The organism is Alsobacter sp. P4_H11 (assembly GCF_056400925.1).
The window spans coordinates 204,370-228,393 of the sequence record NZ_JBFUKI010000001.1 but is presented as its reverse complement, the minus strand read 5'-3'; the positions used below and the strand labels follow the sequence as shown (position 1 = coordinate 228,393).

General features: G+C 67.7%; 23 protein-coding genes and 1 tRNA gene. 7 read left to right on the top strand and 17 right to left on the bottom strand.

The features are described 5' to 3' along the window. Positions 1 to 73 precede the first annotated feature (73 nt). The 4 genes from AC1DSZ_RS01020 to AC1DSZ_RS01005 form a co-directional block, all read right to left on the bottom strand. Positions 74 to 991 carry an ABC transporter permease gene (locus AC1DSZ_RS01020; RefSeq protein ID WP_476836544.1) on the bottom strand — a complete coding sequence of 306 codons (918 nt, stop codon included), beginning with the start codon at positions 989 to 991 and terminating at the stop codon, positions 74 to 76. A gap of 1 nt (position 992) precedes the next feature. Beyond that, positions 993 to 2,060, bottom strand: a complete 1,068-nt coding sequence (locus AC1DSZ_RS01015; RefSeq protein WP_476836543.1) for an ABC transporter permease — start codon at positions 2,058 to 2,060, stop codon at positions 993 to 995. Beyond that, positions 2,050 to 3,606 (bottom strand): ABC transporter ATP-binding protein, encoded by a 1,557-nt coding sequence (locus tag AC1DSZ_RS01010; RefSeq protein WP_476836542.1) that lies wholly within the window; start codon positions 3,604 to 3,606, stop codon positions 2,050 to 2,052. Before AC1DSZ_RS01010 ends, AC1DSZ_RS01015 begins: the two co-directional genes overlap by 11 nt. Positions 3,607 to 3,686: 80 nt before the next feature. Next, positions 3,687 to 4,658, bottom strand: coding sequence for a quinone oxidoreductase family protein (locus AC1DSZ_RS01005; RefSeq protein ID WP_476836541.1), 972 nt, complete (start codon positions 4,656 to 4,658; stop codon positions 3,687 to 3,689). 149 nt (positions 4,659 to 4,807) lie between these two features. Between AC1DSZ_RS01005 and AC1DSZ_RS01000 the strand changes: the two genes are divergently transcribed. Beyond that, complete coding sequence (locus AC1DSZ_RS01000; protein WP_476836540.1) at positions 4,808 to 6,526, top strand: SulP family inorganic anion transporter; 1,719 nt, start codon at positions 4,808 to 4,810, stop codon at positions 6,524 to 6,526. A 4-nt stretch (positions 6,527 to 6,530) separates the two neighbouring features. Here AC1DSZ_RS01000 and AC1DSZ_RS00995 read toward each other — a convergent pair whose 3' ends face one another. The 5 genes from AC1DSZ_RS00995 to AC1DSZ_RS00975 form a co-directional block, all read right to left on the bottom strand. Then, positions 6,531 to 7,289: a TerC family protein gene (locus AC1DSZ_RS00995; protein WP_476836539.1), complete on the bottom strand. Its 759-nt coding sequence runs from the start codon at positions 7,287 to 7,289 to the stop codon at positions 6,531 to 6,533. A gap of 27 nt (positions 7,290 to 7,316) precedes the next feature. Further along, positions 7,317 to 8,060 (bottom strand): CDP-alcohol phosphatidyltransferase family protein, encoded by a 744-nt coding sequence (locus AC1DSZ_RS00990; protein ID WP_476836538.1) that lies wholly within the window; start codon positions 8,058 to 8,060, stop codon positions 7,317 to 7,319. A gap of 163 nt (positions 8,061 to 8,223) precedes the next feature. Further along, the gene (locus AC1DSZ_RS00985; protein WP_476836537.1) at positions 8,224 to 9,093 is read right to left on the bottom strand and encodes a DUF2182 domain-containing protein; all 870 of its coding nucleotides are present in this window, start codon (positions 9,091 to 9,093) and stop codon (positions 8,224 to 8,226) included. 66 nt (positions 9,094 to 9,159) lie between these two features. Next, the gene (locus tag AC1DSZ_RS00980; RefSeq protein WP_476836536.1) at positions 9,160 to 9,981 is read right to left on the bottom strand and encodes a universal stress protein; all 822 of its coding nucleotides are present in this window, start codon (positions 9,979 to 9,981) and stop codon (positions 9,160 to 9,162) included. A 104-nt stretch (positions 9,982 to 10,085) separates the two neighbouring features. Then, positions 10,086 to 10,394, bottom strand: coding sequence for a hypothetical protein (locus AC1DSZ_RS00975; protein WP_188517887.1), 309 nt, complete (start codon positions 10,392 to 10,394; stop codon positions 10,086 to 10,088). Positions 10,395 to 10,620: 226 nt separating this feature from the next. Between AC1DSZ_RS00975 and pobA the strand changes: the two genes are divergently transcribed. Next, a complete protein-coding gene (gene pobA / locus AC1DSZ_RS00970; protein ID WP_476836535.1) occupies positions 10,621 to 11,790 on the top strand; it encodes a 4-hydroxybenzoate 3-monooxygenase in 1,170 nt (389 codons plus the stop codon). Here the strand turns inward: pobA and AC1DSZ_RS00965 are convergent, their stop codons facing one another. The 3 genes from AC1DSZ_RS00965 to AC1DSZ_RS00955 all read right to left on the bottom strand — a co-directional run bounded on the left by AC1DSZ_RS00965 (position 11,791) and on the right by AC1DSZ_RS00955 (position 14,064). Further along, positions 11,791 to 12,192 carry an acyl-CoA thioesterase gene (locus AC1DSZ_RS00965; protein WP_476836534.1) on the bottom strand — a complete coding sequence of 134 codons (402 nt, stop codon included), beginning with the start codon at positions 12,190 to 12,192 and terminating at the stop codon, positions 11,791 to 11,793. A gap of 67 nt (positions 12,193 to 12,259) precedes the next feature. After that, the gene (locus AC1DSZ_RS00960; protein ID WP_476836533.1) at positions 12,260 to 12,748 is read right to left on the bottom strand and encodes an MgtC/SapB family protein; all 489 of its coding nucleotides are present in this window, start codon (positions 12,746 to 12,748) and stop codon (positions 12,260 to 12,262) included. Positions 12,749 to 12,801: 53 nt separating this feature from the next. After that, a complete protein-coding gene (locus AC1DSZ_RS00955) occupies positions 12,802 to 14,064 on the bottom strand; it encodes a winged helix-turn-helix domain-containing protein (RefSeq protein WP_476836532.1) in 1,263 nt (420 codons plus the stop codon). A 137-nt stretch (positions 14,065 to 14,201) separates the two neighbouring features. On the opposite strand from AC1DSZ_RS00955, the gene AC1DSZ_RS00950 reads away from it, so the two are divergent. Further along, positions 14,202 to 15,155: a DMT family transporter gene (locus tag AC1DSZ_RS00950; RefSeq protein WP_476836531.1), complete on the top strand. Its 954-nt coding sequence runs from the start codon at positions 14,202 to 14,204 to the stop codon at positions 15,153 to 15,155. On the opposite strand, the gene AC1DSZ_RS00945 is transcribed toward AC1DSZ_RS00950, so the two are convergent. The 4 genes from AC1DSZ_RS00945 to AC1DSZ_RS00930 all read right to left on the bottom strand — a co-directional run bounded on the left by AC1DSZ_RS00945 (position 15,152) and on the right by AC1DSZ_RS00930 (position 19,312). Beyond that, positions 15,152 to 17,323: a TRAP transporter permease gene (locus tag AC1DSZ_RS00945; RefSeq protein WP_476836984.1), complete on the bottom strand. Its 2,172-nt coding sequence runs from the start codon at positions 17,321 to 17,323 to the stop codon at positions 15,152 to 15,154. The genes AC1DSZ_RS00950 and AC1DSZ_RS00945 overlap by 4 nt on opposite strands. Before the next feature lie 151 nt (positions 17,324 to 17,474). Next, a complete protein-coding gene (locus AC1DSZ_RS00940; RefSeq protein WP_476836530.1) occupies positions 17,475 to 18,452 on the bottom strand; it encodes a TAXI family TRAP transporter solute-binding subunit in 978 nt (325 codons plus the stop codon). A 115-nt stretch (positions 18,453 to 18,567) separates the two neighbouring features. Beyond that, positions 18,568 to 19,026 (bottom strand): YbhB/YbcL family Raf kinase inhibitor-like protein, encoded by a 459-nt coding sequence (locus AC1DSZ_RS00935; protein WP_476836529.1) that lies wholly within the window; start codon positions 19,024 to 19,026, stop codon positions 18,568 to 18,570. A 19-nt stretch (positions 19,027 to 19,045) separates the two neighbouring features. After that, positions 19,046 to 19,312 (bottom strand): YgaP family membrane protein, encoded by a 267-nt coding sequence (locus AC1DSZ_RS00930; protein WP_188517879.1) that lies wholly within the window; start codon positions 19,310 to 19,312, stop codon positions 19,046 to 19,048. 278 nt (positions 19,313 to 19,590) lie between these two features. Here AC1DSZ_RS00930 and AC1DSZ_RS00925 point away from each other — a divergent pair, with 278 nt between their 5' ends. From AC1DSZ_RS00925 to AC1DSZ_RS00910, 4 genes are all read left to right on the top strand, one after another. Beyond that, on the top strand, positions 19,591 to 20,424 hold the full coding sequence (locus tag AC1DSZ_RS00925) for an aldo/keto reductase (RefSeq protein WP_476836528.1): 834 nt from the start codon (positions 19,591 to 19,593) through the stop codon (positions 20,422 to 20,424). A 67-nt stretch (positions 20,425 to 20,491) separates the two neighbouring features. Continuing rightward, complete coding sequence (locus AC1DSZ_RS00920) at positions 20,492 to 21,397, top strand: LysR family transcriptional regulator (RefSeq protein WP_476836527.1); 906 nt, start codon at positions 20,492 to 20,494, stop codon at positions 21,395 to 21,397. 117 nt (positions 21,398 to 21,514) lie between these two features. Further along, a tRNA-Gln gene (locus AC1DSZ_RS00915) sits at positions 21,515 to 21,588 on the top strand. Positions 21,589 to 21,826: 238 nt separating this feature from the next. Then, positions 21,827 to 23,038 carry a DNA cytosine methyltransferase gene (locus AC1DSZ_RS00910; protein WP_476836526.1) on the top strand — a complete coding sequence of 404 codons (1,212 nt, stop codon included), beginning with the start codon at positions 21,827 to 21,829 and terminating at the stop codon, positions 23,036 to 23,038. Here the strand turns inward: AC1DSZ_RS00910 and AC1DSZ_RS00905 are convergent. Beyond that, complete coding sequence (locus tag AC1DSZ_RS00905; RefSeq protein WP_476836525.1) at positions 22,999 to 23,712, bottom strand: PDDEXK family nuclease; 714 nt, start codon at positions 23,710 to 23,712, stop codon at positions 22,999 to 23,001. The two genes, AC1DSZ_RS00910 and AC1DSZ_RS00905, sit on opposite strands and share 40 nt — an antisense overlap. Positions 23,713 to 24,024 lie beyond the last annotated feature (312 nt).

Genomic DNA, 24,024 nt, shown 5'->3' with positions numbered 1-24,024 from the left:
TCTCCACTCCCGGGTAATCAATAAGCAGGTTGGACCGTACCCGACCCGGTCGTTCCCGAAAACATCAATCGGATCAGCGATCCGGCACGAAGGACGTCCCCAGCGACCCGGGTGCGGCAGCGGCCTTGCGCCGGCCCGCCGACATGATCACCAGCGCCACGATGGTGGCGACGTAGGGGAAGGCCGACATCACCTGCGATGGGAAGCCGAGCGACGCCGCCTGGGCGTGAAGCTGCAGGACCGTCGCGCCGCCGAACAGGTAGGCGCCGAACAGCACCCGCAGGGGCTTCCACGACGCGAACACCACGAGCGCCAACGCGATCCAGCCGCGGCCGGCCGTCATGCCGGGCGACCAGAACGGCGTGTAGACGAGCGACAGGTAGGCGCCCGCGAGCCCGGCGCAGCCGCCGCCGAACAGGATGGCGAGCAGGCGCACCTGCATCACCGGCAGCCCGAGCCAATGCGCCGAGGTGTGGTTCTCGCCAATGGAGCGCAGGGTGAGGCCCGCCCGGCTGCGGTTCAGGAACCACAGCACGGCCACCGCCAGCGCCAGCGAGAGGTAGACGAACGGATCCTCGCCAAAGAGGAGCCGCCCTACGCCGGGGAGGTCCGTGAGGCCCGGGATGCGGATGGCCGGGATCGCCTCGCGGCTCGTGCCGACGAAGCCGGCGCCGATCAGCCCGGAGAGGCCAAGCCCCACGATGGTGAGCGCCAGCCCGGTCGCCACCTGGTTGGTGGCGAGCCCCAGCGTCAGCAGCGCGAACACGGCCGAGAGCGCCACGCCCGCCGCCACGGCGGCGACGACGCCCAGCAGCGAGGAGCCGCTCAGGGTCGCGGCCGCGAAGCCGCAGGCCGCGCCCACCGCCATCATGCCCTCGATGCCGAGATTGAGCACGCCGGCGCGCTCCACCACCAGTTCGCCCAGCGCGGCGATAAGCAGCGGCGTCGCCGCCGTGATCACCGTGATGAGGACGGCCTGCCAGATGTCCATGTCAGGCCCTCGCCATGGTGACGATCCGCACGCGGTAGGACACCAGCGCGTCGGCGGCGAGCACGCACATCAGCAGCACGCCCTGGAAGGTGCGGGTGAGATCGAGAGGCAGCTTCAGGGCGATCTGGGCGCTCTCGCCGCCGATCACCGTCAGCGCCACCACGAGCGCGCCGAACACCATGCCGAGCGGGTGCAGCCGCCCCAGGAACGCGACCGTGATGGCCGTGAAGCCATAGCCGGACGAGATGCCGGGCTTGAGCTGCCCGATCTGGCCCAGGACCTCCAGCACGCCGGCGAGGCCGGCGGCCGCGCCCGAGATCGCGAAGGCGGCCAGCACCATGCGGTTGGCGTCGAACCCGGCGAAGCGCGCCGCCTTGGGGGCTTCGCCCGCGACGCGCACGCCGAAGCCAAAGAGCGTGCGGCTGATCACGAACCAGGCGACCAGCACCAGCACGGGGCCAACGAGCACGCCTGCATGCAGGCGCCCGCCCTCGGCCAGAAAGGGCAACGTCGCGTCGAAGTTGACGGTCTGCGGGAAGTTGAAGCCCTTCGGGTCGCGCCAGGGGCCGCGCACGAGATAGTCGAGCACGAGGTCGGCGACATAGACCAGCATCAGGCTCGTCAGGATCTCGCTGACCCCGAAGGCCACGCGCAGCATCGCCGGGATCATCGCATAAGCGAGCCCGCCCAGCGCGCCCATGACGAGCGCCAGCGGAATGACCCAGAAGCCCGCGCCGGAGCCCGCCGTGTAGAGCGGCAGGATGGAGCCGACCAGCGCGCCGATGATGAATTGCCCCTCGGCGCCGATGTTCCACAGGCTGGCGCGGAAGCAGAAGGAGAGCCCGACCGCGATGATCAGCAGCGGCGTGGCCTTCACGGCCATCTCCTGCAGGCCCCAGCTCTCCGACAGGGTGTCGACAAAGTAGACCTGGAAGGCGGCGGCCGGCGAGCGGCCCATGATGGCGATCACGACCCCGCCGATCAGCACGGCCGCGATCACGGCCGCCACGGGGGCGAGCACGCGGGCCCAGGGCGAGACGTCCCCGCGCGGGACGAGTTCAAGCCGCATGGGGGCGCTCCTCGGCCGTGCCGGCCATCAACAGGCCGATCTTCTCGCGATCGATCTCGCGGGCCGGGTAGGTCGCCGAGAGATGCCCATCATGGATCACCGCGATGCGGTCCGCGATGGCGAAGATCTCGTCGAGGTCCTGGCTGATCACCACCACGGCCGCGCCGCGCGCAGCCAGGTCGATCAGCGCCTGCCGGATGGTGGCCGCCGCGCCGGCGTCCACGCCCCAGGTGGGCTGGTTGACGATCAGCACGCCGGGCTCGCGCAGGATCTCGCGGCCGACCACGAATTTCTGCAGGTTGCCGCCCGAGAGCGTGCCGGCGGGCGGATCCACCCTGCCCTTCCGAACATCGAAGACGCGGCTGATCTCGGCTGCGACCGCCCTGGCGGCGCTCGAGTCGACGAGGCCGTTGCGCGCGACGCCGCCCGTCGCGTGGCGCGACAGGACAACATTTTCGGACAACGTCAGCCTGGGCGCGGCGGCGTGGCCATTGCGCTCCTCGGGCACGAAGGCCGCCTTGCGCCGGCGTCGGGCGTCGATGTCGTCGCGGCCTGCATCGGCGCCGTCGATGCGCACCGCGCCGGCCGTCTCGGCCTTGGACTCGCCCGACATGGCGGCGAAGAGCTCGTCCTGGCCATTGCCGGCCACGCCCGCGACGCCGACGATCTCGCCGCCCTGCACCGCGAGGTCGACGCCCTTCAGGGCGACGCCGTGGATCTCGTCCGGCGCAAGCGACAGCTTGTTTAGCTCGAAGCGAACCGGCCCAAGCTGGTGCGCGGCCGCGGCGCGGACCTCCATCACCTCCGAGCCGACCATCAGGCTGGCGAGGCGGCGCACGCTCTCCTCCCGCGGATCGCAGGCGGCGACCACCTTGCCGGCCCGCATCACGGTGGCGCCGCTGCAGAGCCGCTTCACCTCCTCGAGGCGGTGCGTGATGTAAAGAAGGCCGCACCCGCCGGCCGCGAGCTTCTCCAGCGTCACGAAGAGCGTGTCCGCCTCCTGCGGGGTCAGCACGGAGGTGGGCTCGTCCAGGATCAAGAGGCGCGGCTCGCGCAGGAGCGCCCGTACGATCTCGATGCGCTGGCGCTCCCCAGCCGAGAGCGTCCAGACGGGGCGGCCGGGCTCCAGCGCGAGCCCATAGCGCTCTCCCACTGATGCGATGCGCGCCGCGATTGACCGCATGTCCTCGCTCTTGGGCAGCGCGACCGCGATGTTCTCGGCCACCGTCAGGTTGTCGAACAGCGAGAAGTGCTGGAACACCATGCCGATGCCGAGGCGGCCGGCGTCCTCCGGGTTGGCCAGCGTCACCGGCTGTCCCTGCCAGCGGATATCGCCCTCGTTGGGCTGCAGCAGGCCGAACAGGATCTTCACCAGCGTGGACTTGCCGGCGCCGTTCTCGCCCAGCAACGCGTGGATCTCGCCGGAGCGGATGTCGAGATCGACATGGTCGTTGGCCGTCAGCGTGCCGAACCGCTTCACGATCCCGCGCAGGCTGACGAGCGGCGGCCCGTCGCGCTGGTTGTCCTGCCCCGATGCCCCCGCCATTGTGCGCTGCGCCCCACCCGCTCGAGAGTTCCTATGCAGGTCGGGCGCCATCCTGCGCGCCCGACCCAGCCGGTGGACGCTTACGGGGTGAGGATGGTCACGCCGGTGGTGTCGCGGCCCTCCAGCGCGCGGTGAGCCTCGGCGGCGTCCTTCAGGGCGAAACGCTGCGTCACCGGGATCTTCACGGCGCCCGACGCAATCACGGCGAAGAGGTCGTCGCACATGGCCAGCAGGTCGGCGCGCTCGGCCGTGTAGGTGAACAGCGTCGGCCGGGTCGCGAACAGCGAGCCCTTCTGCGCCAGGATGCCGATGTTGAAGGCCTCGATGGCGCCCGACGAGCTGCCAAAGCTCACGAACATGCCGAGCGGGCGCAGGCAATCCAGCGAACCCGGGAAGGTCTGCTTGCCGACGCCGTCATAGACGACCTGGCACTTCTTGCCGCCGGTGATCTCGGCCACGCGGGCGACGAAATCCTCGTCGCGGTACAGGATGGTGTGGTGGCAGCCGTTGTCCTTGGCGAGCTTCGCCTTGTCGGCGCTGCCCACGGTGCCGATCACGGTCGCGCCGAGATGGTTGGCCCACTGGCAGGCGATCATGCCGACGCCGCCCGCGGCCGCGTGGAACAGGATCGTGTCGCCCTTCTGCACCTTGTAGGTGCGGCGGAGCAGATACTGGGCCGTCAGCCCTTTCAGCATCATGCCGGCGCCTGTTTCGTAGTCGATCGCGTCTGGCAGCTTGACCAGGACCTTCGCGGCGACGTTGCGCTCCTGCGCATAGCCGCCAAGCCGCGCCGTGTAGGCGACGCGGTCGCCCACCTTGAACTCGGTGACGCCCTCGCCCACCGCGACCACGTCGCCGGAGGCCTCGCTGCCCGGAATGAAGGGCGTCTGGGCGGGGTACACGCCCGAGCGGTCATAGACGTCGATGTAGTTCAGGCCGATGGCCCGGTGCTTGACGCGGACCTCGCCAGGCCCTGCCGCCGGGAGCTCGACGTCCTCGTAGGACAGAGCCTCGGGGCCGCCGACCTTGTGCACGCGAATGGCCTTGACCATCAGAATCCTCCCAATAATTCGGGCATCTTACGGAGATGCCCTGACTCGGCAACCGGCTTCGAGTCTGCCATGCTCATTTCACAAGTCGCGCGTGTATTTTGCGCGCTTGCGCCGCCGACGGCGTTCGCCGGTTCTATTCGGTCGCAGCCATGCATCAACCCCTTCGCCGCCGCTCGCCGTCCTTCGCCGAGCTGTTCACGCCCAAGATCGTTTCCGTATTCCGGGAGGGCTACGGCGCCCGCGAGCTGCGGGCCGACGCCATTGCGGGCGCGACCGTCGCGATGGTGGCGCTGCCGCTCTCCATGGCGATCGCCAAGGCGAGCGGGACGACGCCGGACCGGGGGCTGTTCACCGCCATCGTGGGCGGGCTGCTGATCTCGCTGCTGGGCGGCAGCCGCTTCCAGATCGGCGGGCCGGCCGGCGCTTTCATCGTCGTGGTGGCTGCCAGCATCGAGCGGCAGGGCTTCGACGGCTTTCTGCTGTCGACCCTCATGGCAGGCGTGCTGCTGGCCGCCATGGGCTTCATGCGGCTGGGCGCCTACATCAAGTACATTCCGCATCCCGTCACGGTGGGCTTCACCAGCGGCATCGCGGTGATCATCTTCGCCAGCCAGCTCACGGACCTGTTCGGCCTTTCGCTGCCCGGCCGTGAGCCCGCTGCGTTCATTCCCAAGCTCCAGGCCATCGCGGCGGCGAGCGGAACCGTCACGCCGGCCGCAGTCGTGATCGCGGCGGCGTCGATCGGGCTGATCCTGGCGCTGCGGCGGCTGCGGCCGCATTGGCCGGGGTTCCTGATCGCGATCGCGTTCGCGTCGCTGCTGGCGGCGCTTCTGGCGCGGCTCGGCTATCCGGTCGCAACCATCGGCTCGAAATTCGGCGGCATTCCGAGCACGCTGCCGATGCCGTCGCTGCCGCCGTTGTCGGTCGAGAAGATCTCCGCAGCCTTTCCGGACGCCCTCACCTTCGCGGTGCTGGGCGGCATCGAGTCGCTGCTGTCGGCCGTGGTGGCTGACGGCATGACGGGGCGTCGGCATCGCTCGAGCTGCGAGCTCGTGGCGCAGGGCTTCGCCAATATGGGTTCGGCCCTGTTTGGCGGCATTTGCGCCACCGGCACCATCGCGCGCACGGCGACCAATGTCCGCGCCGGCGCGCATGGGCCAATCGCGGGCGTGATCCACGCGCTCGTGCTGCTCGCCCTGATGCTGGTCGCGGCGCCGCTGGCGGCCTTCATCCCGCTCGCCGCGCTGGCGGCGGTGCTGGCCGTGGTGTCGTGGAACATGGCCGAGCGGGCCGAGTTCGCCGCCATCCTGCGCACGTCGCGCGGCGATTCGGCGGTGCTGCTGGCGACGTTTCTACTCACCGTGTTCCGCGATCTCACCGAGGCCATCGCGGTGGGCGTGGTGATGGGCGCCATCCTGTTCATGCACCGCATGGCCGAGCTCGTGGAAGTGGAGACGCAGACCCGCCTCATCGACACGGACGAGGCCGACACGGCGTCGCCGCGCGGCGACTACGAGGGGCCGGGCCGGGATCCCGACGTGCTCGTGTACCGGATCGCCGGGCCGCTGTTTTTCGGCGCGGCGTCCGAGGTGGCGGCGGTGCTGGACCGCATCGGCCAGACGCCGCGCGTGTTCGTGCTCGACATGAGCCGCGTGCCGTTCGCGGACGCCACGGCGGCGAAGTCGCTGGCGAGCTTCGCCCGGAAGGCCGGACGCTCCGGCGCGCGGGTGTTCGCGGCCGGGGCGCCGCCCAATGTGCGCGAGGCGCTGATCGAGCACGGCGCCAGCGAGCCGCTGGTCACCTATGTGAACAATGTGGCGGACGCGACGCGCCCGCCGACCGCCGACGAACCAGCCGAGGCCGCCTGACCGGTCAGGCGTCCGGCGGCGGGTTCGCGGCCTTGGCGGCGGCCCGGCGGCGCTTCATGCGGCGCGAAGCCGTGATGTTGATGAACTCTACGCAGGCCGAGAACGCCATGGCGGCGTAGATGTAGCCGCGCGGCAGATGGAAGCCGGTCGCCTCGGCGCAGAGCGACGCGCCGATCAGGATCAGGAACGACAGCGCCAGCATCTTGGTGGTCGGATGCGCGGCGATGAAGGCCGAGACCGGCCCGGACGCCACATACATCACCAGCATCGAGAGCAGCACGGCCGTGACCATGATCGACAGGTTGTCGGCCATGCCGATGGCCGTCACGATCGAGTCGATCGAGAACACGAGGTCCACCACGGCGATCTGCACGATGGCGCCCACGAACGCCTTGGGGGCGTTCGCCTTGCCGTCCGCCTCGTGATCGCCTTCGAGGCCGGCGTGGATCTCATGCGTAGCCTTGGCGACCAGGAAGGCGCCGCCGCCCAGCAGGATGAGATCGCGCCACGAAAGCGACAGGCTGGCGATCGTCAGCACCGGCTTGGTCAGGCCGATGATCCAGGTGAGCACGGAGAGCAGCAGGATGCGGAATACCAGCGCCAGCAGCAGGCCGATGCCCCGCGCGCGCTTGGCCTGGTCCTCCGGCAGGCGCGCCACAAGGACCGAGATGAACACGACATTGTCGATGCCCAGCACGATCTCCATGGCGGTGAGGGTCAGCAGGGCCGCCCAGCCGGCGGGGTCCGTCAGCCAGTCCAGCATCGTGCGTCAACTCCTTGGATAAGCGCCTCAGGCGGTGTCGGCGAGCCCCTTGGGCCGACGTCGCACCAGTCCCAGGCAGGTGAAATAGGCGGCGCAGATCAACAGCACCGCATGCGTAAGACGATCCGGCAGCAGATCTTCGGCGATGGTCACGAACCCGGCGACCGCCCAAACAGCGGCCATCAGGAGCGTCAGCGGCTTCAGTTGCCGCACCCGGAACGGATGCACGAAGACGATCGGCAAAGCCTGCCCAACCGCGGCCGCCAGGATGATGGCCGAGGCCGTCCAGACGGGCGGGTGGTACACCACCAGGTAGAAGACGATCACGTTCCAGACGGCCGGAAAACCCGCGAACCAGTTGTCCGGCGTCTTCATGCGCAGGTCGGCGAAGTAGAGCGCCGCCGACACGATGATGACGATCGCCCAGACGATGGCGATTTCGCGCGACCAGAACCCGCAGAACACCAGAATGGCGGCGGGCACGAACACGTAGGTCGTGAAGTCGATCACGAGGTCGAGCACGTCGCCGGAGATGTTCGGCAATCGGTCGCGCACGTGGAGGGCGCGGGCGATGGTGCCGTCCACGCCGTCGACGATCAGGGCGACGCCGAGCCACAGGAAGGCGCGGGAGAAATCCTTGTCGATGGCGGCCAGCAGCGCAAGAAACGCCAGCGCGCCGCCCGAGGCAGTGAAGAAATGGACGAAATACGCGGGAAGACGCTCCGCAAAGCTTCGCTTTGGCCGATTGCTTACGGGTTCTTCCGATTCCACGCGTCTACACCGATCCGAGTTGGCCGACGCGAACGGACGGCCCCGAGAGACGGTTCCACCCGCCGGGCGGGAATGAACCTGCCGGGATAAAACATCACCATGCGCGGTCTGGCCAGAGCTTACCGAGAGTTGCGCACGGTTGTGTATGGTTCGGGGGAGCCGATCAGCGCCCGGCCAGCGCGCGCCAGACAGGCTCGACCCCCACGGCGCCGATCGCGACGGCCATTCCGGCGAGCACGAGCGCGACGCCGATCAGGCGCGGCGCGGCCGTGCCGCTGGTCAGCTTCTCGACCGTGCTGAGGAGCGCGAGGAGGCTCATCCAGAGCAGGTTCATCGCGCCGGCGAGCAGCATCAGCGCCATGGTGGCGCCGCAGCAGCCCAGGCACGCGCGGCCCTGTTCGAGCCCGAGGCGAAACACGTCTGCCCGGCGAGGCGTCACCCTGCCGTCCAGGGCCGCTGTGGGCATGCGGCAGAAGGCCAGGCAGCGCAGCTTGAGTTCGCTGAACTGGTAGAGCCCGGCCGCGCCGATCGCGAAGCCGGCCAGGACGCCGGCGGCCTGCGGGGGTACGCCGAGCCGTGGCCATCCCCAAGCGACGGCCGTCTGGAGCAGCGCGGCGCCGAGCGCGACCAGGAGCCAGACGCTCAGATATCCGGCGATGAGGACGGTGGGCGACGGGCTCTCGCACCCCTGTGCGTCCCTTTCGGCCGCGATCTGCGCATAGGCGAGCGCCAGGGGCGCGGCGGTGGGCAGCATCATGGCGACCGCCATCGCCATCCAAAGGCCGGCCGACAACGCGAAGGATCCGGCCGCGCTCCAGACGCCAAGGCCGTCCAGCGCCACGGGCCGGCAGATCGCGCCCACAAAGGCGTCGAGCGAACCGCCGCCGCGCAGCGCCTCGCCAAGCAGGGCCGCCCAGGCGAGGAGCGTCAGGCCGCCGATCGCCGCGCAGACGACCGCGGCCGGCGACGACGCAAGCGCCCGCCAGCCGTAGCGGGCGGGACGACGATGCTGGCTGGCGGCGTGAAGCGACATGGCGACCTTGAGAGCACGGAGCGCCCGATCGGCGACGTGCGCAATCCAGTGGATACCGGAGGGTGGTCAGTGCGCCATCACGACCGGCAGCGTCATGCTTTCCAGCACAGTGCGGGTTGCGCCGCCGAACACCAGCTCGCGGAAACGCGAATGAGCGTAGCCGCCCATCACGAGAAGGTCCGCGCGCGTGTCCACCGCATGCGACAGCAAGGCATTGCCGACGTCGAGATCGGTCGTCACCCGCTTCAGCTCGGCGTTGACGCCGTGCCGGGCCAGGTGGCGGGCGATGTTGAAGCCCGGGAAGTCCACGTGCCGGTCGCGGTTGATCGTCACGATCTCGACCTTCGCGGCCCGCACCAGCAGCGGCAGGGCGCCGGCTAGCGCGAGCGTCGCCTCGCGGCTACCGTCCCACGCCAGCATGGCGCGGTCGAGCCGCGGCGGGTCCCGGTGGATGTAGGGCACGATCAGCACGGGCCGGCCCGAGCCGAACAGCGCGGCTTCCAGAATGGAGGGCTCGTCCGGCGCCTTGCCGTCCTGGGGCTGGCTCACGATCGTCATGTCGAAATGGCGGGCGAGTTCAGCCGCCACCCTGTCGCCGTGCTGGGCGGAAAGCTTCAGGTTCAGGCTCTCGGCGCGCACGCCGGCCGCGACCGCGTCCGCCTCGAAGCTGGACCGCAGGGCGTTGGCCCGCTCGGTCGACTCGGCCAGCGACCGGGAGAGCATCACCGCGCCGGCTTCGGCCAGGAGATAGCCCGCGTCGATGTCGCCGATCGGAGCCACGCCGGTGACATGCGCCTGGGTGGACGCGCCCAGCCCGAGCGCGAAAGCCCGGGTGGCGTCGCCGCCCCGACCGGCCGCCAATTCCACGAGAATGTCTTTGAACGCCATGGCGTCCTCCCCTTTTGGTCGTTTTTCCGGGGAGGATGCTGGCCGCAATCGCAGAGGAGCGCATTGCGGGCGATCAATGAGGCCGGGGAGATTTCAGCGTTGGGTCAGAGTTCCCGGACTTCCACGAAGGCCACGGGCTCGCAGGCCGCGATCATCGCGTCGATGACGTCCTGGTCCTGGCCGTCCTTGATCTTGGGATAGTCGTCCGGCGCGACATAGACGATGTAGCCGACGGCTTCGTTCAGGGCGGCGGTCGGATGCTCCAGCGCGTAGCTGCGCTTGTCCTCGAGGGTCAGCCCGTCGAAGCGCTTCACCGCCTCCAACGGATCCTCCTCGCGCGGGGCGCCGTCCAGATCGAGCGTATCGGCGACGATGGAGCCGGTGACGTTGTCCAGGATGATATAGCGCGGCACGAGCGGCACTCCTCAGGGTTACAAGGCGGCCATCATAGCGCGCCCGCGGGCAATGCGAGAACCCGCCCGAAGGCTCCGCCGCCTGTCGTCCAACGGCGGCCGAAGCTCGTATTCACGCAAGGTTTGCTGGGTCATCCCTTGCGCGGCTGCGCCACGGGCTGCACCTTGCGGCCAAACGGGCACTCATGACGGCCTCCGACGCCCCTTTGTCGAGGCAAGGACAACCATGCGCACACAGGTCGCGATCATCGGCTCAGGCCCGGCCGGGCTCCTGCTCGGTCAGCTGCTGCACAAGGCGGGCGTCGAAACCGTCATCCTGGAGCGCAAGTCCAAGGACTACGTGCTGTCGCGCATCCGCGCCGGCGTGCTCGAACAGGGCACCGTGGACCTGCTCGCGCAAGCCGGCGTCGACGCGCGGCTGCGGGCCGAGGGGCTGCCGCATGAAGGTTTCGCGCTCGGCTTCGCCAACCGGCGTCTGCGGATCGACCTCAAGGACCTCGTCGGCAAGGTCGTCACCGTCTATGGCCAGACGGAGGTTACGCGCGACCTGATGGCGGCGCGGGAGGCCGCGGGCCTCGCGACCATCTACGAGGCCGACGACGTCGCGCTCCATGATTTCGCTGACGCCGCCCCGCGCGTCACATGGACGGAGAACGGGCTGGCGCGCGAGCTCGCCTGCGACTTCATCGCCGGCTGCGACGGCTTCCACGGCCCGAGCCGGGCGAGCCTGCCGGAGGGGAGCCTGCAAACGTTCGAGCGCGTCTACCCGTTCGGCTGGCTCGGCGTGCTGGCCGACGTGCCGCCCTGCTCGCACGAGCTGATCTATGCCGGGCACGACCGCGGCTTCGCGCTGTGCTCCATGCGCTCTCCCACGCGCAGCCGCTACTACGTGCAGTGCGGCGCGGATGAGGACCTGTCCGCGTGGTCGGACGAGCGCTTCTGGGACGAATTGCGGGCGCGGCTGGATCCGGAGGCGGCCGCCCATGTGGTGACCGGGCCGTCGATCGAGAAATCCATCGCGCCCTTGCGCAGCTTCGTGGCCGAGCCACTGCGCTTCGGACGGTTGTTTCTTGCCGGGGACGCGGCGCACATCGTGCCGCCGACGGGCGCGAAGGGCCTGAACCTCGCGGCCAGCGACGTGCATTATCTCGCGCAGGGGTTTGCCGAGCACTATGGCGAGCGCTCGAGCGCGGGTCTCGACGCCTACTCGGCGCGCGCGCTGGCCCGCATCTGGAAGGCCGAGCGCTTCTCCTGGTGGATGACGTCGCTGCTGCATCGCTTCGCCGACCAGAACTCCTTCGATCGGCGCATGCAGGAGGCGGAGTTCATTTATCTGGAAGGCTCGCGCGCTGCCCGCACCGCGCTGGCGGAGAATTATGTCGGGCTGCCTTACTGATCAGACTGGCGGCACCGTGCGCGGCTTGCCGTCGTCGTCGATGGCCACGAAGGTGAAGGTCGCGTCCGTCACCTTCTCGCGCACGCGCGTCTGGAAGCGGCGCGCCCAGGCCTCTATGTGGATCTTCATGGAGGTGCGGCCGACGCTGTCCACGGCTGTGTAGACGCACAGCACGTCGCCGACCGCCACCGGGCGGATGAACGTCATGGCCTCCACCGCGACGGTGACGACGCGCCCCTGCGCGCGCTCCACGCCCGCGATGCCGCCCGCCTGGTCCATTTGCGACATGACCCAGCCGCCGAAGATGTCGCCATTGGCGTTGGTGTCGCTCGGCATCGCGATGGTGCGCACAGTGAGTTCGCCCCGGGGCTCCTCGCCCACCGTGGCCATCCGCTCCGTCATCCGCGCCCCCTTGCGATCCATCGCCCGCAAAGAGACAAGCCGTCGCCGCGCCGGTCAAGGGCGGGGATCAGTCGTCCCCGTCGCCGCCGTCCGTTTTTCGCCATGGCTCGAAGGCCCGGGTGACGACCCAGAGCACCGTGAGGATCAGCAGGGCGAGAACCACGGCCGTCACGGCGATGCGGTTCATGCCCGCGCCCGCCGCCATGCCGACCGAGCTCGTCATCCAAAGGCTGGCCGCCGTGGTGAGTCCCCGGACATTGCCGCGCGCCACGAAGATGACGCCGGCGCAGATGAAGCCGATCGCCTGCGCGAGGCCCTGGATGGCGCGCGTGGGGTCCGGGCTCTTGCCCGCGCCGGACAGTTCCTCGAACAGCTCGAGCGCGATCAGCATGGTGGTCGCGGAGCTCAGCGCCACGAGCATGTGCGTACGGATGCCCGCCGACTTGCCGCGGATCTCCCGGTCGATCCCGAGCAGCATGCCGAACAGCGCGGCGGCGCCGAGCCGCCAGAGCAGGTCCTCGAACGGTATCACCGAAGCGCCGAGCAGCGCGTTCATGCAGCCTCCTCTTCGCCGACCAACGAGGGCGGTTGGGGAAAGTTGCAGTCCGGTCAGAGCGCGATGTGGGCCGCGAGGTCGCCCTTGGGCTTCACCTCGATGGCGGACAACCCGAGCCAGGCGGCCAGCTTGCGGAGCTCGTCTGCGGCGGCCTCCGCGACGGGGCCGGGTTGCTGGCCCGCCTCCAGGTGGGCGGATTGCACGACGAGGCGTTTGGCGGCCCGGTCGGCCTTGAGGTCGAACCGGCCGACGATGCGGTCGCCTAGCAGGAACGGCAGCACGTAGTAGCCGTGCTCGCGCTTGTGAGCGGGCGTGTAAATCTCGATGCGGTAACGGACGCCAAACAGCCGCTCGGTGCGGCTGCGATGCCAGAGCAGCGGATCAAAGGGCGACACGATGGCCTGGGCCGCAATGGCGCGCGGCTTGCGTGCGTCGGCGAACAGATAGGCCGGCTGTTTCCAGCCTTTCACGACGACCGGCAGCAGCGCGCCCTCTTCCACGAGCTCGGGAAGGCGCGCCGAGGCGGATGGACCGATGCGGAAATAGTCGCGCAAATCCTGCGACGTCGCGACGCCGAGCGCACGGGCGGCGATGCGCAGGAGCTCGCGATGGGCGTCGGGCTCGGTCGGCGTCGGCGCGTCGAGCGCCTTGCGGGGTAGAACACGCTCGGTGAGATCGTAGACGCGCTCGAAATTGCCGCGCCGCGTCGCGGTGGTGACCAGGCCGGCCCAGAACAGCCATTCCAGCGCCCGCTTGGTGTCGCTCCAGCCCCACCACGCGCCGGCGCCGCGCTCCTCGCCGAGGTCGCGCGCGGCCAGCCCGCCCCGCTTCTCGACTTCGCGCAGAACGGCTTTCACAGCGTCGGGGTTCTCCCGGCCGTACTTGGCGATGCCCGTGTAGGTCCCCTCCCCGCGCTGAGCCCGTGCCATGCGCCAGCGCAACAGCGGCTGGTGCTCGCAGCGGATCAGCGAGGCCTCGTGGCCCCAATATTCGAACAGCTTGCGACGCCGCCCGCCATAGGCCGCCTGGTCCAGCATCCCGACGTCATAGGGGCCCAGCCGCGAATAGGCCGGCATGTGATGGGCGCGCGCCAGCACGTTCACCGAATCGATCTGCAACAGGCCGAGCCGGGCCGTCATGGCGTCGAAATGCGTGCGCGTGGCCTCGTCGGGCCGCGGTCGCGCGAAACCCTGGGCGGCGAGCGCGATGCGGCGCGCCTGCGTGGCCGAAAGCGTGGCGACGGGCCTCAACGCGGCTTCGACCGGGTCCGGCTGCTGCAGCGCTTCGTCCTGGGGGAGATCGGATAGCTCGTCCATGGAGGGCGAGCACACCCCATCCCGGGGCACGCCGCAACCCGATTCCGCCTGAGGCGCGCCTGCATCACGGGCGCGCATGGGACGCATCAGAAGCTATGCTTAGTCAGCGCGCCCCGGCGCCGATAGATTGCGCCGCCATGAGCTCAGCTCCGACCACCGCCGCCCCGCTCGGCGCTTCCGCGCCGCCTCCCGCAGCCCAACCGCGGACGCGGCCGGGGCTGTCGCGTTTCGATCTCGGCCTCTACGCCGCCGTCGTGTTCGCCTGGTCGACGAGCTGGATCGCGATCCGCTACCAGCTCGGCGTCGTCAGCCCTGAAGTGTCCGTGATGTGGCGCTTTTTGCTGGCAAGCGCGATCATGTTCATCTGGGCCCAGGCCAGCGGCGCGCGCCTGGCCTACCCGGCCGCCATGCATGTGCGCTTCGCCGGGCTCGGGCTCTTATTGTTCGGCTGCAACTTCCTGAGCTTCTATTATGGCGGGCTGTCCACGCCTTCCGGACTGCTCGCCGTGGTGTTTTCCACCGCGTCGCTGTTCAACATGCTGCTCGCCTGGCCGATCCTGGGCCAGCGCATCGAGCCGCGGGTGGCGGCCGGGGCCGCGCTCGGGCTCGGCGGCGTGTTCCTGATGTTCGCGCCGCGGCTGCTCAGCGCCGATTTCGGCGCTTCGGCGCAGATCGGCTTTGGCCTGTGCATCCTCGGCACGCTGTTCTTCTGCTCGGGCAACATGCTGTCGACCTGGGTGCAGCGCCAGGGCGTGGCCGTGATCCCGGCCTCGGCCTGGGGCATGCTCTACGGCTCCGCCGCGCTGGGGCTCTTCGCCTGGATCAAGGGCGACGCCTTCGTGATCGAGTGGACCCTGCCCTATCTGGGCGGCCTCGTCTGGCTGGCCGTGGTGGCTTCCGTGGTCGCGTTCGCGGCCTATCTCACCTTGCTCGGCCGCATCGGCGCGGCCCGGGCAGGCTACTCCACTGTGATGTTTCCGGTGTTCGCGCTGGCGATCTCGACCGTGTTCGAGGGCTATGTGTGGACGCTGCCGGCCGCCATGGGGCTCGTGCTGGTGCTGGCCGGCAACGTGCTCGTTCTGCGCCGCTAGGCGGCTATCGCCGCAGCGGCCGCCGAGCGCTTGCGCAGTTGCAGCAACAGCACCGGGCTCGCCATTGCGAGGCCGACCAGCGTGGAAGGCAGGCCCGGGGCCACCGTCGGCATGGCGGCGGCCACGAGAAGGATGCGCTCCCAGCCGCGCAGCGGCGCGAACATATAGGCGCTGAACGCGGCCGAGAGCATCACGATGCCGGCCATGCAGCCGAAGGTCGTTACCGTGAAATCGTACCAGGTGAAGCCCTGCGTGACGATCAGCATGGCGGGGCCATAGACGAAGACGAACGGCACCAGCGCCTTGCCGAGCGCCAGCCGGAACGCCGTGTTGCCGGTCTTGAACGGGTCCGCCCCCGCCATGCTCGCGCCCGCATAGGCGGCGAGCGCCACGGGCGGCGTCACGTCCGCCAGCACGCCGTAGTAGAACACGAAGAAATGCGCCACGATCGGAGCCACGCCGAGCATGCCGAGCGTCGGGGCGGCCACCGTCACCATGATGATGTAGGTCGCCGTGGTGGGCACGCCGCAGCCGAGCAGGATGCAGACGATCGCGGTCAGCACCAGGGTGAAGAACAGCGTCGCGCCCTGTGGGGTGAACAGGCCGGCGGGCAGCACGGACAGCACGGCGTCGCCCATCTGGCCCGCCATCTGGGTCACCATCCAGGAGATCTTGAAGCCGACGCCCGTCAGCGTGATCACGCCGACGATGACACCTACGGTCGCGGAGGCCGCGCCGACCGAGATGGCGTATTTCGCCCCGACCACGAAGGCGTCGCCGATGTCGGCCACGCGGGCGCGCCGCTCCGCGCCGTTCAGCCAGGACCAGACGAGCAGCGCCGCGACGGCCGCCGCCATCGGCCCGATGAAGATCCACTTGGTGAGCAGCCCGGCCGCCGTGGCGGCCACGATGGCGGCGAAGCTGCCGAGCGTGATCAGCGGCGAGCGGCCGACGCCCACGATCATGCAGGCGGTGATGCCCCAGAAGGCCGCCAGGTATGGCGTGTAGCCGCTGAACAGCACCAGCAGCAGCACGGCGAGCGGCATCACGGTCTGCCAGCCCTCGCGGATGGTCTGGACGGGGTCGGGCAGCTCCTCGCGGCTTAGGCCGCGCATGCCCTTCTTCTTGGCCTCGAAGTGGACCTGACAGAACACGCCGAAGAAATGCATGAAGGCCGGCACGATCGCGGCCAGGATGATGGTCGAGTAGCTCACGCCCAGGAACTCGATCATCAGGAACGCGGCCGCGCCCATGATGGGCGGCGTGATCTGGCCGCCCGTAGAGGCGGTCGATTCCACCGCCGCCGCGAAGTGCTTGGGATAGCCCATGCGGATCATGGCCGGGATGGTGAGCGAGCCCACCGTCACCGTGTTGGCGATCGAGGAGCCTGAGATCATCCCGAACAACGCCGAGCCGAAGATCGCCACCTTGGCGGGCCCGCCCGCGAAGCCGCCCGCCAGCCAGGACGCGAGATCGATAAAGAGCTTGCCGAGGCCGATGCGCGTCGCCAGCACGCCGAACAGCACATAGTGGAACACGTAGGTCGCCACCACGCCGAGCGCGACGCCGTAGACGCCCTGGCTGGTGAGATAGAGGTGATTGACGAGCCCGCTCCAGGACGCGCCCGGATGCTTGAAGATGCCCGGCATCGTGGGCCCGAAATAGCCGTAGATCATCATCCCGACCGCGATCAGCGGCAGCGCGATCCCGACCGAGCGGCGCGTCGCCTCGAGCAGCACGACGATCAGCACCGTGCCCATTACGACGTCCATCGTGGTGGGATTGCCGACACGGAACGCGAGGTCGTGGAAAATCCACGGCACGTAGAGGCTCGCCGCCGCGGCCGCGAGCGCCAGGGCCCAGTCGATCAGCAGAATGCCGCCCGGGCGAAACCACGCATGCGGGGCGATGCGGTCCTGGTCCCGCCCACGGGCGGCGAACACCAGGAAGATGAGCCCGATCACGAAGGCCATGTGGACGCCGCGATGCGTCGTCTCGGCCAGCAGGCCAAAGCCCGCCGTGTAGTAGTGGAAGCAGGACAGCGTGAAGAGCAGCCCCGCCACAAGCACGGCGGTGGCGGGCAGCAGCGGCCGGAAATGAATTTCCGGGTCGAACTTCTCCTCGAGCTTCAGCGGATCGTCTTCGAGAACGGCGGGATGGCTGCTCATGGCTTGGGTGGTCAAGGCAGGTCCTCTTGCCGTTGTCGTTTTTCGTCGAGGGTCTTGCGCCCGCGTCGCTCAAGCGCGGACAAGGCGTGGCGCCCGGAACGGGCCCGGCCACCACGCAGATCGGCCGTAGATGTTCGCCGGCGGACGGGGCTTACTTGATCAGCCCGATTTCCTTGTAGAACTTCTCCGCGCCCGGATGCAGCGGCACGCCGGCGCCGGCGAGAGCCGTCTCCTTGCGGATCATCTTGCCCTTGGCGTGGCCTGCATCCAGCGCCGCACGGGTCTTGTCGGCCCAGAGCGCCTTGGTGATCGCATAGACGGTGTCGGCCGACACCTTGGCGGAGGTCACCCACTGCGCGCCGACAGCCAGCGTCTTGGCGGCGTCCGCGCCCTTGTAGGTCCCGGCCGGGATCTCGTCCTCGGCGAAGAAGCCGTACTGCTTGCGCAGCTCGTCCACCTGCGGACCCGTGATCGGGATGATGTCGACGCCCCCGCCCGTGGCGGCGAGCTCCGCGATGGCGCTGGTCGGGTAGCCGCCCACGAACACGAAGGCGTCAAGCGAGCCGTCGCGCATCTTGTCGGCGGCCTGGTTCGGCTTCACGTATTCGGGCTTGATGTCAGCTTCGGTCAGGCCGAACGCCTTGAGGATGATGCGGGCGTCCACCAGCGTGCCGGAGCCCGGCTCGTCCAGCGAGACGCGCTTGCCCTTGAGGTCGGCGATCGACTTCACATTGGCGCTCTTGGCGGCCACGAAGTGGATGCTCTCCGGGTAAAGATTGGCGATGAGGCGCAGGTCCTCGGCCTTCGGCTTGCCCTCGAAAAGGCCCGTGCCCGTATAAGCCCAGGCGGCGACGTCCGCCTGCGTGAAGCCGGATTCGAGCTGGCCGCTCACGACGCCGTTGATGTTGGCGACGGAGCCGTTGGACGCCTGCGCGGTGAGGATCAGGTTCGGCGGGCTGGACACCGCGTTGGCGATCATGCCGCCCACCGGATAATAAGTGCCGGCGGTGCCGCCGGTGCCGATGCGGAAGAAGGTGGGGCCCTGCGCGAGCGCGGTGGTGGCGCCGATCGCGACGATCGACAGCCCCGCAGCCAGGCGCGCCAGGCTGCGCCGGGAAAACTCCGTCATCTTCAACTCCCTGTTCTTCGCTTCGCGCCCTTTTGCCGGCGTCGAAGCGAGATTACAGGGTCATCGGCGTTCGTCCATGCCTGCGGGAGCGCAAAGCGGGCGAAACCGCAGGGTTTTAGAGCGGCGTGCCCATGTAGAGGCCGATCAGGTCGACCTCGGCCAGCCGCTTGGCCCGCGCCTCGTGCCACATCTCGCGGGCGTCGCAGCCCTCCGCGAAACCAAGCGTTTCGGTCGGCAACGCCAGCAGGCGGAAATAGTAGTTGTGGACGCTGTCCTCGCCGGGCGGCTGCGGGCCGTCATAGGCCGGGCGGCCAAAGCCATTCAGCGCGTGCTTGAGGCCGGGCGGCCGCTTCTCCTGGTCGAGCGCGCCGGCTCCCTCCAGCAGGTGCTCGGCGGTGAAGTCGAACGCCGCCCAGTGGACGAAGCCCTCGGCGTCCGCATCCTCCACGAGCAGCGCGAAGCTGCGCGTGCCCTCGGGCGCGCCCTGAATGACCAGCGGCGGCGAGATGTTCTCCTGGTTGCGGGTGAAACGGCCGGGGATCGCCTGCCCGTTGGTGAACAGCGGGCTCGTCATGAAAAAGCTCATAGCGCCCTCAGATCTGACCGCCGAGGCGCTTCGCCTGCGTATCGTCCTCGGCGGTGTTCATGCCGAGCGCCGCATAGGCCGGGCAGTGGCCGCCGACGCCGCGGGCGATCAGAACCGCTCCCACCAGCGCCCGCAACGCGCCCCAGGTGCTGCCGCTGCGCAATCCGTCGATGACGATCAGCGCGCCGCCGATGGTGGACAGCGCCCGCTCCGCCCCGCCCACATTGGTGGGTGCGCTCGTGTCGCTGGAAAAAGACTGGGCGATGTCGCTCATGAGAAGGCCTCCATTGCTGTGCGTCTGCAAACCGGAGAGCCGCGGTGTCGTTCCGTCCCGCCCGCAATTTCGACGGGCATATCCAGTCCCGAGACTTGGACTTGGCCGCGCGCGTCCATAGATCCGACACAAGCGCTCGGCCTCATCGAAATCCGGGATAGCGGAAGAACGCTTCTCTTTCCGGGCGCGGAATCGGGCAACTTTGGCGCACGGTTGGAGTTGACCCGTTTCAGTTTCACGTGCTCGCGGCGGCGGCGCGTTCACGATCGGAGGTCTCGATGATCCGCACTCTCGTGCTCCCGGACGGAACAACGGTTCCGAGCCTTGGCATGGGCACCTGGCGGATGGGCGAGAAGCCCGAACGGCGGCGCTCGGAGATCGAATCGATCCAGCTTGGCGTGGAGCTCGGCATGACGCTGGTCGACACGGCGGAGATGTATGGCGAGGGCCGCACCGAGCAGTTGCTCTCGCAGGCGCTCCAGGGCGTGCGCAAGGACGTGTTCCTGGTCAGCAAGGTCTATCCCCAGAACGCCGGCCGCAAGGCGATGGCGCGGGCTTGCGAAAACAGCCTGAAACGGCTGGCGACCGACTATCTCGACCTTTATCTGCTGCACTGGCCCGGCGACGTTCCGCTCGAGGAGACGATCGCGGGGTTCGAGGACCTCCAGGCCGCCGGCAAGATCCGCGGCTGGGGGGTCAGCAACTTCGATACGTCAGACATGGAGGAGCTGATGGAGGCGGGCGGCGCGAGCTGCCAGACCAACCAGATCCTCTACAATCTCGTGCGGCGCGGGCCGGAATTCGAGCTCATGCCGCGTCTGGCCGAGAAGCGCATTCCCACCATGGCGTACAGCCCGATCGAGCAGGGCTCGCTGCCCCAGACCGGCGCATTGCAATCGGTCGCCCGCAAGCACGGCGTGAAGCCTTACCAGGTGGCGCTCGCCTGGGTGCTGCGCCGCGACGACGTGATCGCGATCCCCAAGGCCGGCACGCTGGAGCACGTTCGCCAGAACCGCGCCGCGGCCGACCTCGCGCTCGACGCGGAGGATTGCGCGGCGCTGGACCGCGAGTATCCGCCTCCGCGCCGCAAGCGTCCGCTCGACATGCTGTAGCGCGCCGCGCAGGTCCCGCTACATTGGCGCGGGGCGCCGCCTGGGCGCAGCCGCCAACGGGATCGTCGTGCACGCCGCAGCGCTGTTTTACTTCCGCGAAGTCACCCGCGTCGGCTCGATTCGCAAGGCCGCGACGTCGCTCAACGTCGCCGCCAGCGCGTTGAACCGGCAGATCCTGAAGCTCGAGGACGAGCTCGGCACGCCGCTGTTCGACCGCCTGCCGGGCGGCATGCGCCTCACGGTGGCGGGCGAGCTGCTGCTGCGGCACGTCACCAGCACGCTGCATGATTTCGACCGCCTGCGCGCCGACATCGACGACCTGCGCGAAGCCCGCTCGGGCCATGTCTCGGTGGCGGCGCTGGATTCGCTGCTCGTGGATTTCCTGCCCCGCGCGCTGGTGCGGTTTCGGGCTGATTTCCCGGCCGTGAGCTATTCGGCGCTGGCGCTGCAACCCGCCGACATCGCGCACGCGGTGGCGGCCGGTGACGCCGACATGGGGTTCACCTTCGTGACGGCCCAGATCCCCCCGACCGTGCGCTTTCTCGCCGAAGTGGCGGCGCCGATCGGCGTCGTGATGCGGCCCGACCACCCGCTCGCGAACCGGCTGCAAATCGCGTTTGAGGAAACCCGGCCCTTCAACATCTTCACCCAGCCGGGCCCCCTGCCCCGCGCCGCCGAGGCGGATCCCGACTACATCGCGTTTCGCGCCTCGATCGCCCCCAAGGTGCTGTCGAACTCGATCCAGATGCTGAAGCTGTGCGTGATGCTGAACATGGGAATCGCGTTCTTCACCCGCCTCGGCTTCCTGCACGAGATCGAGCATGGCGACCTGGTGTGGCGCCCATTCACGTCGCCCGGCGTCAACCAGCTGCGCATCGGCCTTCTGACGCCGGCCGCCCGCCAGATGAGCCCCCCTGCGGCGCAACTCGCCAAGCGCCTTGCGGCCGATCTCGACCGCTTCGCCAGCGTCTAGATCCAGCCGCCCGGAAATCGCCGCCCATTTCGCCGCCGAAGGGGTTGCCAACCCCCTCCCCCTCGGCTATTCACACGCCGCTCGCCACCGCGCCCCGCGCTCTCCGGCGAAGCCCGTTGGGGGATAGTTCAACGGTAGAACAGCGGACTCTGACTCCGTTAATCTTGGTTCGAATCCAGGTCCCCCAGCCAGTCCATTTTTCCCATTTCAAATCAACTGCTTAATCGAGAGTCGAACTACTCTGGTAGCCCACGCGGTAGCCCAGCGTGGTAGCCCAGATGTGTTGAAAAGACGAGCCCCACGTTGTCTTTGCAGAGGGCCAGACAGGGACTGGCACCCTGTGTGTAGTTGGGATAGCAGGGTGGCGGCCTGATCCGCCGCGTGCCACGGTGAGAAGCTATCGCGTCTCGAATCGGAGCATGGTCCAAAGTGAGTTCTTCGACACGTCCGAAAAAGACCGAAGAAGGTCCACTCTACGCGAAGAGGGGCACCCAGACTGAGTGGTACAAGGGCTGGCAACTCAGTGAGGAAGAGCGGGACGTGTTCAGAGCCCGCTCGCGTGCTTCGCAGCTCGCCAGAATCAACGCAGACAAGGGGCTCCTGCCTGCATCTGCCCATCCACTGTACCAGCCCCGCCTTGATCCCAATGACCTGATGCCGCAACTTGCACCCAATGGGTTCAAGGCCCTCTCGCTGTTCAGCGGCGGGGGTGGCCTCGATCTCGGCTTTGATCGGGCAGGGTTTCAGCATACGGCGGCGTACGACATCCTTACCTTCGCTGGAGCTACGCTGCGCCGAAACAGGCCCACTTGGAGCGTGAACTCAGGAACAGACGGCGATGTCGTAACCGCACGTTGGTCCGCGCTCAGAGGGCTTGTAGACGTAATTCACGGCGGCCCCCCATGTCAGCCATTCTCGACCGCAGGGCGGCAGAATGGAGCCGACGATGTCCGCGACATGTTTCCTCATTTCGTCAGAATAGTTTTGGAGGTGCAGCCGCGCGCGTTTGTAGCAGAGAATGTTGCGGGGCTCGGCAGTAAGAAGTTTGAACAGTATGTGAAGCAAACTATCCTCGGCCCTTTGAGTCAGATGTATACTATCAGAGCTTTCCGTTTGGATGCCGCAATGTTCGGTGTTCCGCAGAGACGTTCACGCATGTTCTTCGTGGGGTTTCGTGACGAAAGCGCGGCATCCAAGTTCAGAGAGCCAGCGCCAACCCATCAGTTCCCAACTCAACCCTCGCTGTCTCTATTTGAGACTTTGAGGCGCACCATGGGTGTGCGCGAAGCGCTTGGCCTCCCGGCAATTGGCTATGATGAGTTGGCGCCAACGATACGAAGTGCCCTCACTGGTCCTCGCCACACGACGTCCATTCTCAGTAGCACGGCTGCGCTCAAGGTATGGACGAAGTTGGCGATCTGGCCCAACGGGGTCGCGCGCAGCCGCGAGGCGGCACAGGCGTTTCCGGCGAAGGATGGGCATTACCGGATGTCCGTTGAGGACTGCGCGGTAATACAGGGGTTCCCTACCGACTGGCAGTTCGAAGGGGCAACTTATCAGGCGCTTGGTCTGATCGGGAACTCAGTTGCTCCTCCTATGGGCTACAACGTCGCCTTGGCAGTGGCCGCCGCGCTCAAATAGGTGTCAAGCAGTCTTCGCAATTCGGTAGCATGATCAGCCTTGATGTGGTGGAACCCATCGAAGTAGCTTGCAGGAACATGCGGGTTATTCAAGGTAGAACCTCGACGGATGATGTACGCGCATCTGTGTTGTAAAATCGCGAGCATGCGGCTGGGTGAATAGCCGTCCTTGAGGTCCATCTCGGCAACGTATTTCAATTTCGACCACTGCTTTTTCATTACAAAGCGGGCATCTGAAAGAGTATAGATAGCTTTTTCGCCCATCAGCCGTTTCAGTTCGCTCTGGGTGATTAGCGCTGGTACGTGCTCAGCGAGATTGAAGTCTAGAGCTATGTATGTTGCCTTCTCAGAAATCCAAGGCTCCATCTGTTCTGGTGTCGCAAAGATCACCGATTGGATTTTTTTAGATTTATTATAAACCCCGATAAGCCAATGGCGGCACTTCCACTTCTCGATGTGATCCGGGCCGAAGTCGCGGACGGTTGTGACTGAGCCCCGTGTTGTGGATTTCAACTCGAAGTTGAACTGCTTTCCCTTCCAAACAAGATAGGCGTCCGTGCCTCCTCTGCCTTCGCCAGGCGGCTTCTCAAGCTGAAACAGATCGCGTATTTCGCGTTCGCGAATGTTGTCCTGAACTTCAAGATCAGTATCATCTTCAAAGAGATCAGTACTCATGGGCAGCAAGCCTCCTGAGCCTCGATCGGATCTGATTCTCTTCCGTGTGGCCAGCGCTTCTAATACTTTCAAGCCGCGATTGGGGCTCTGGCGCTAAGCATCAAACGATTCCATGCGGGTTGCACCACATGCAGCAAGCCCAACGACCTCAAAGGTATCGCCGGTCTGGAGCGACCGGATTTATGACCGACGGCGTTCAGGTTAGGAGAGGTCAAGGGATCTGGAGTTCTGCCACGGCGACGGGAGAGCGAACGCTACTCCGAGCGCCCGAAGACGCTCTATTAGTGCCCATGAGATCCTCACTTACGTCAC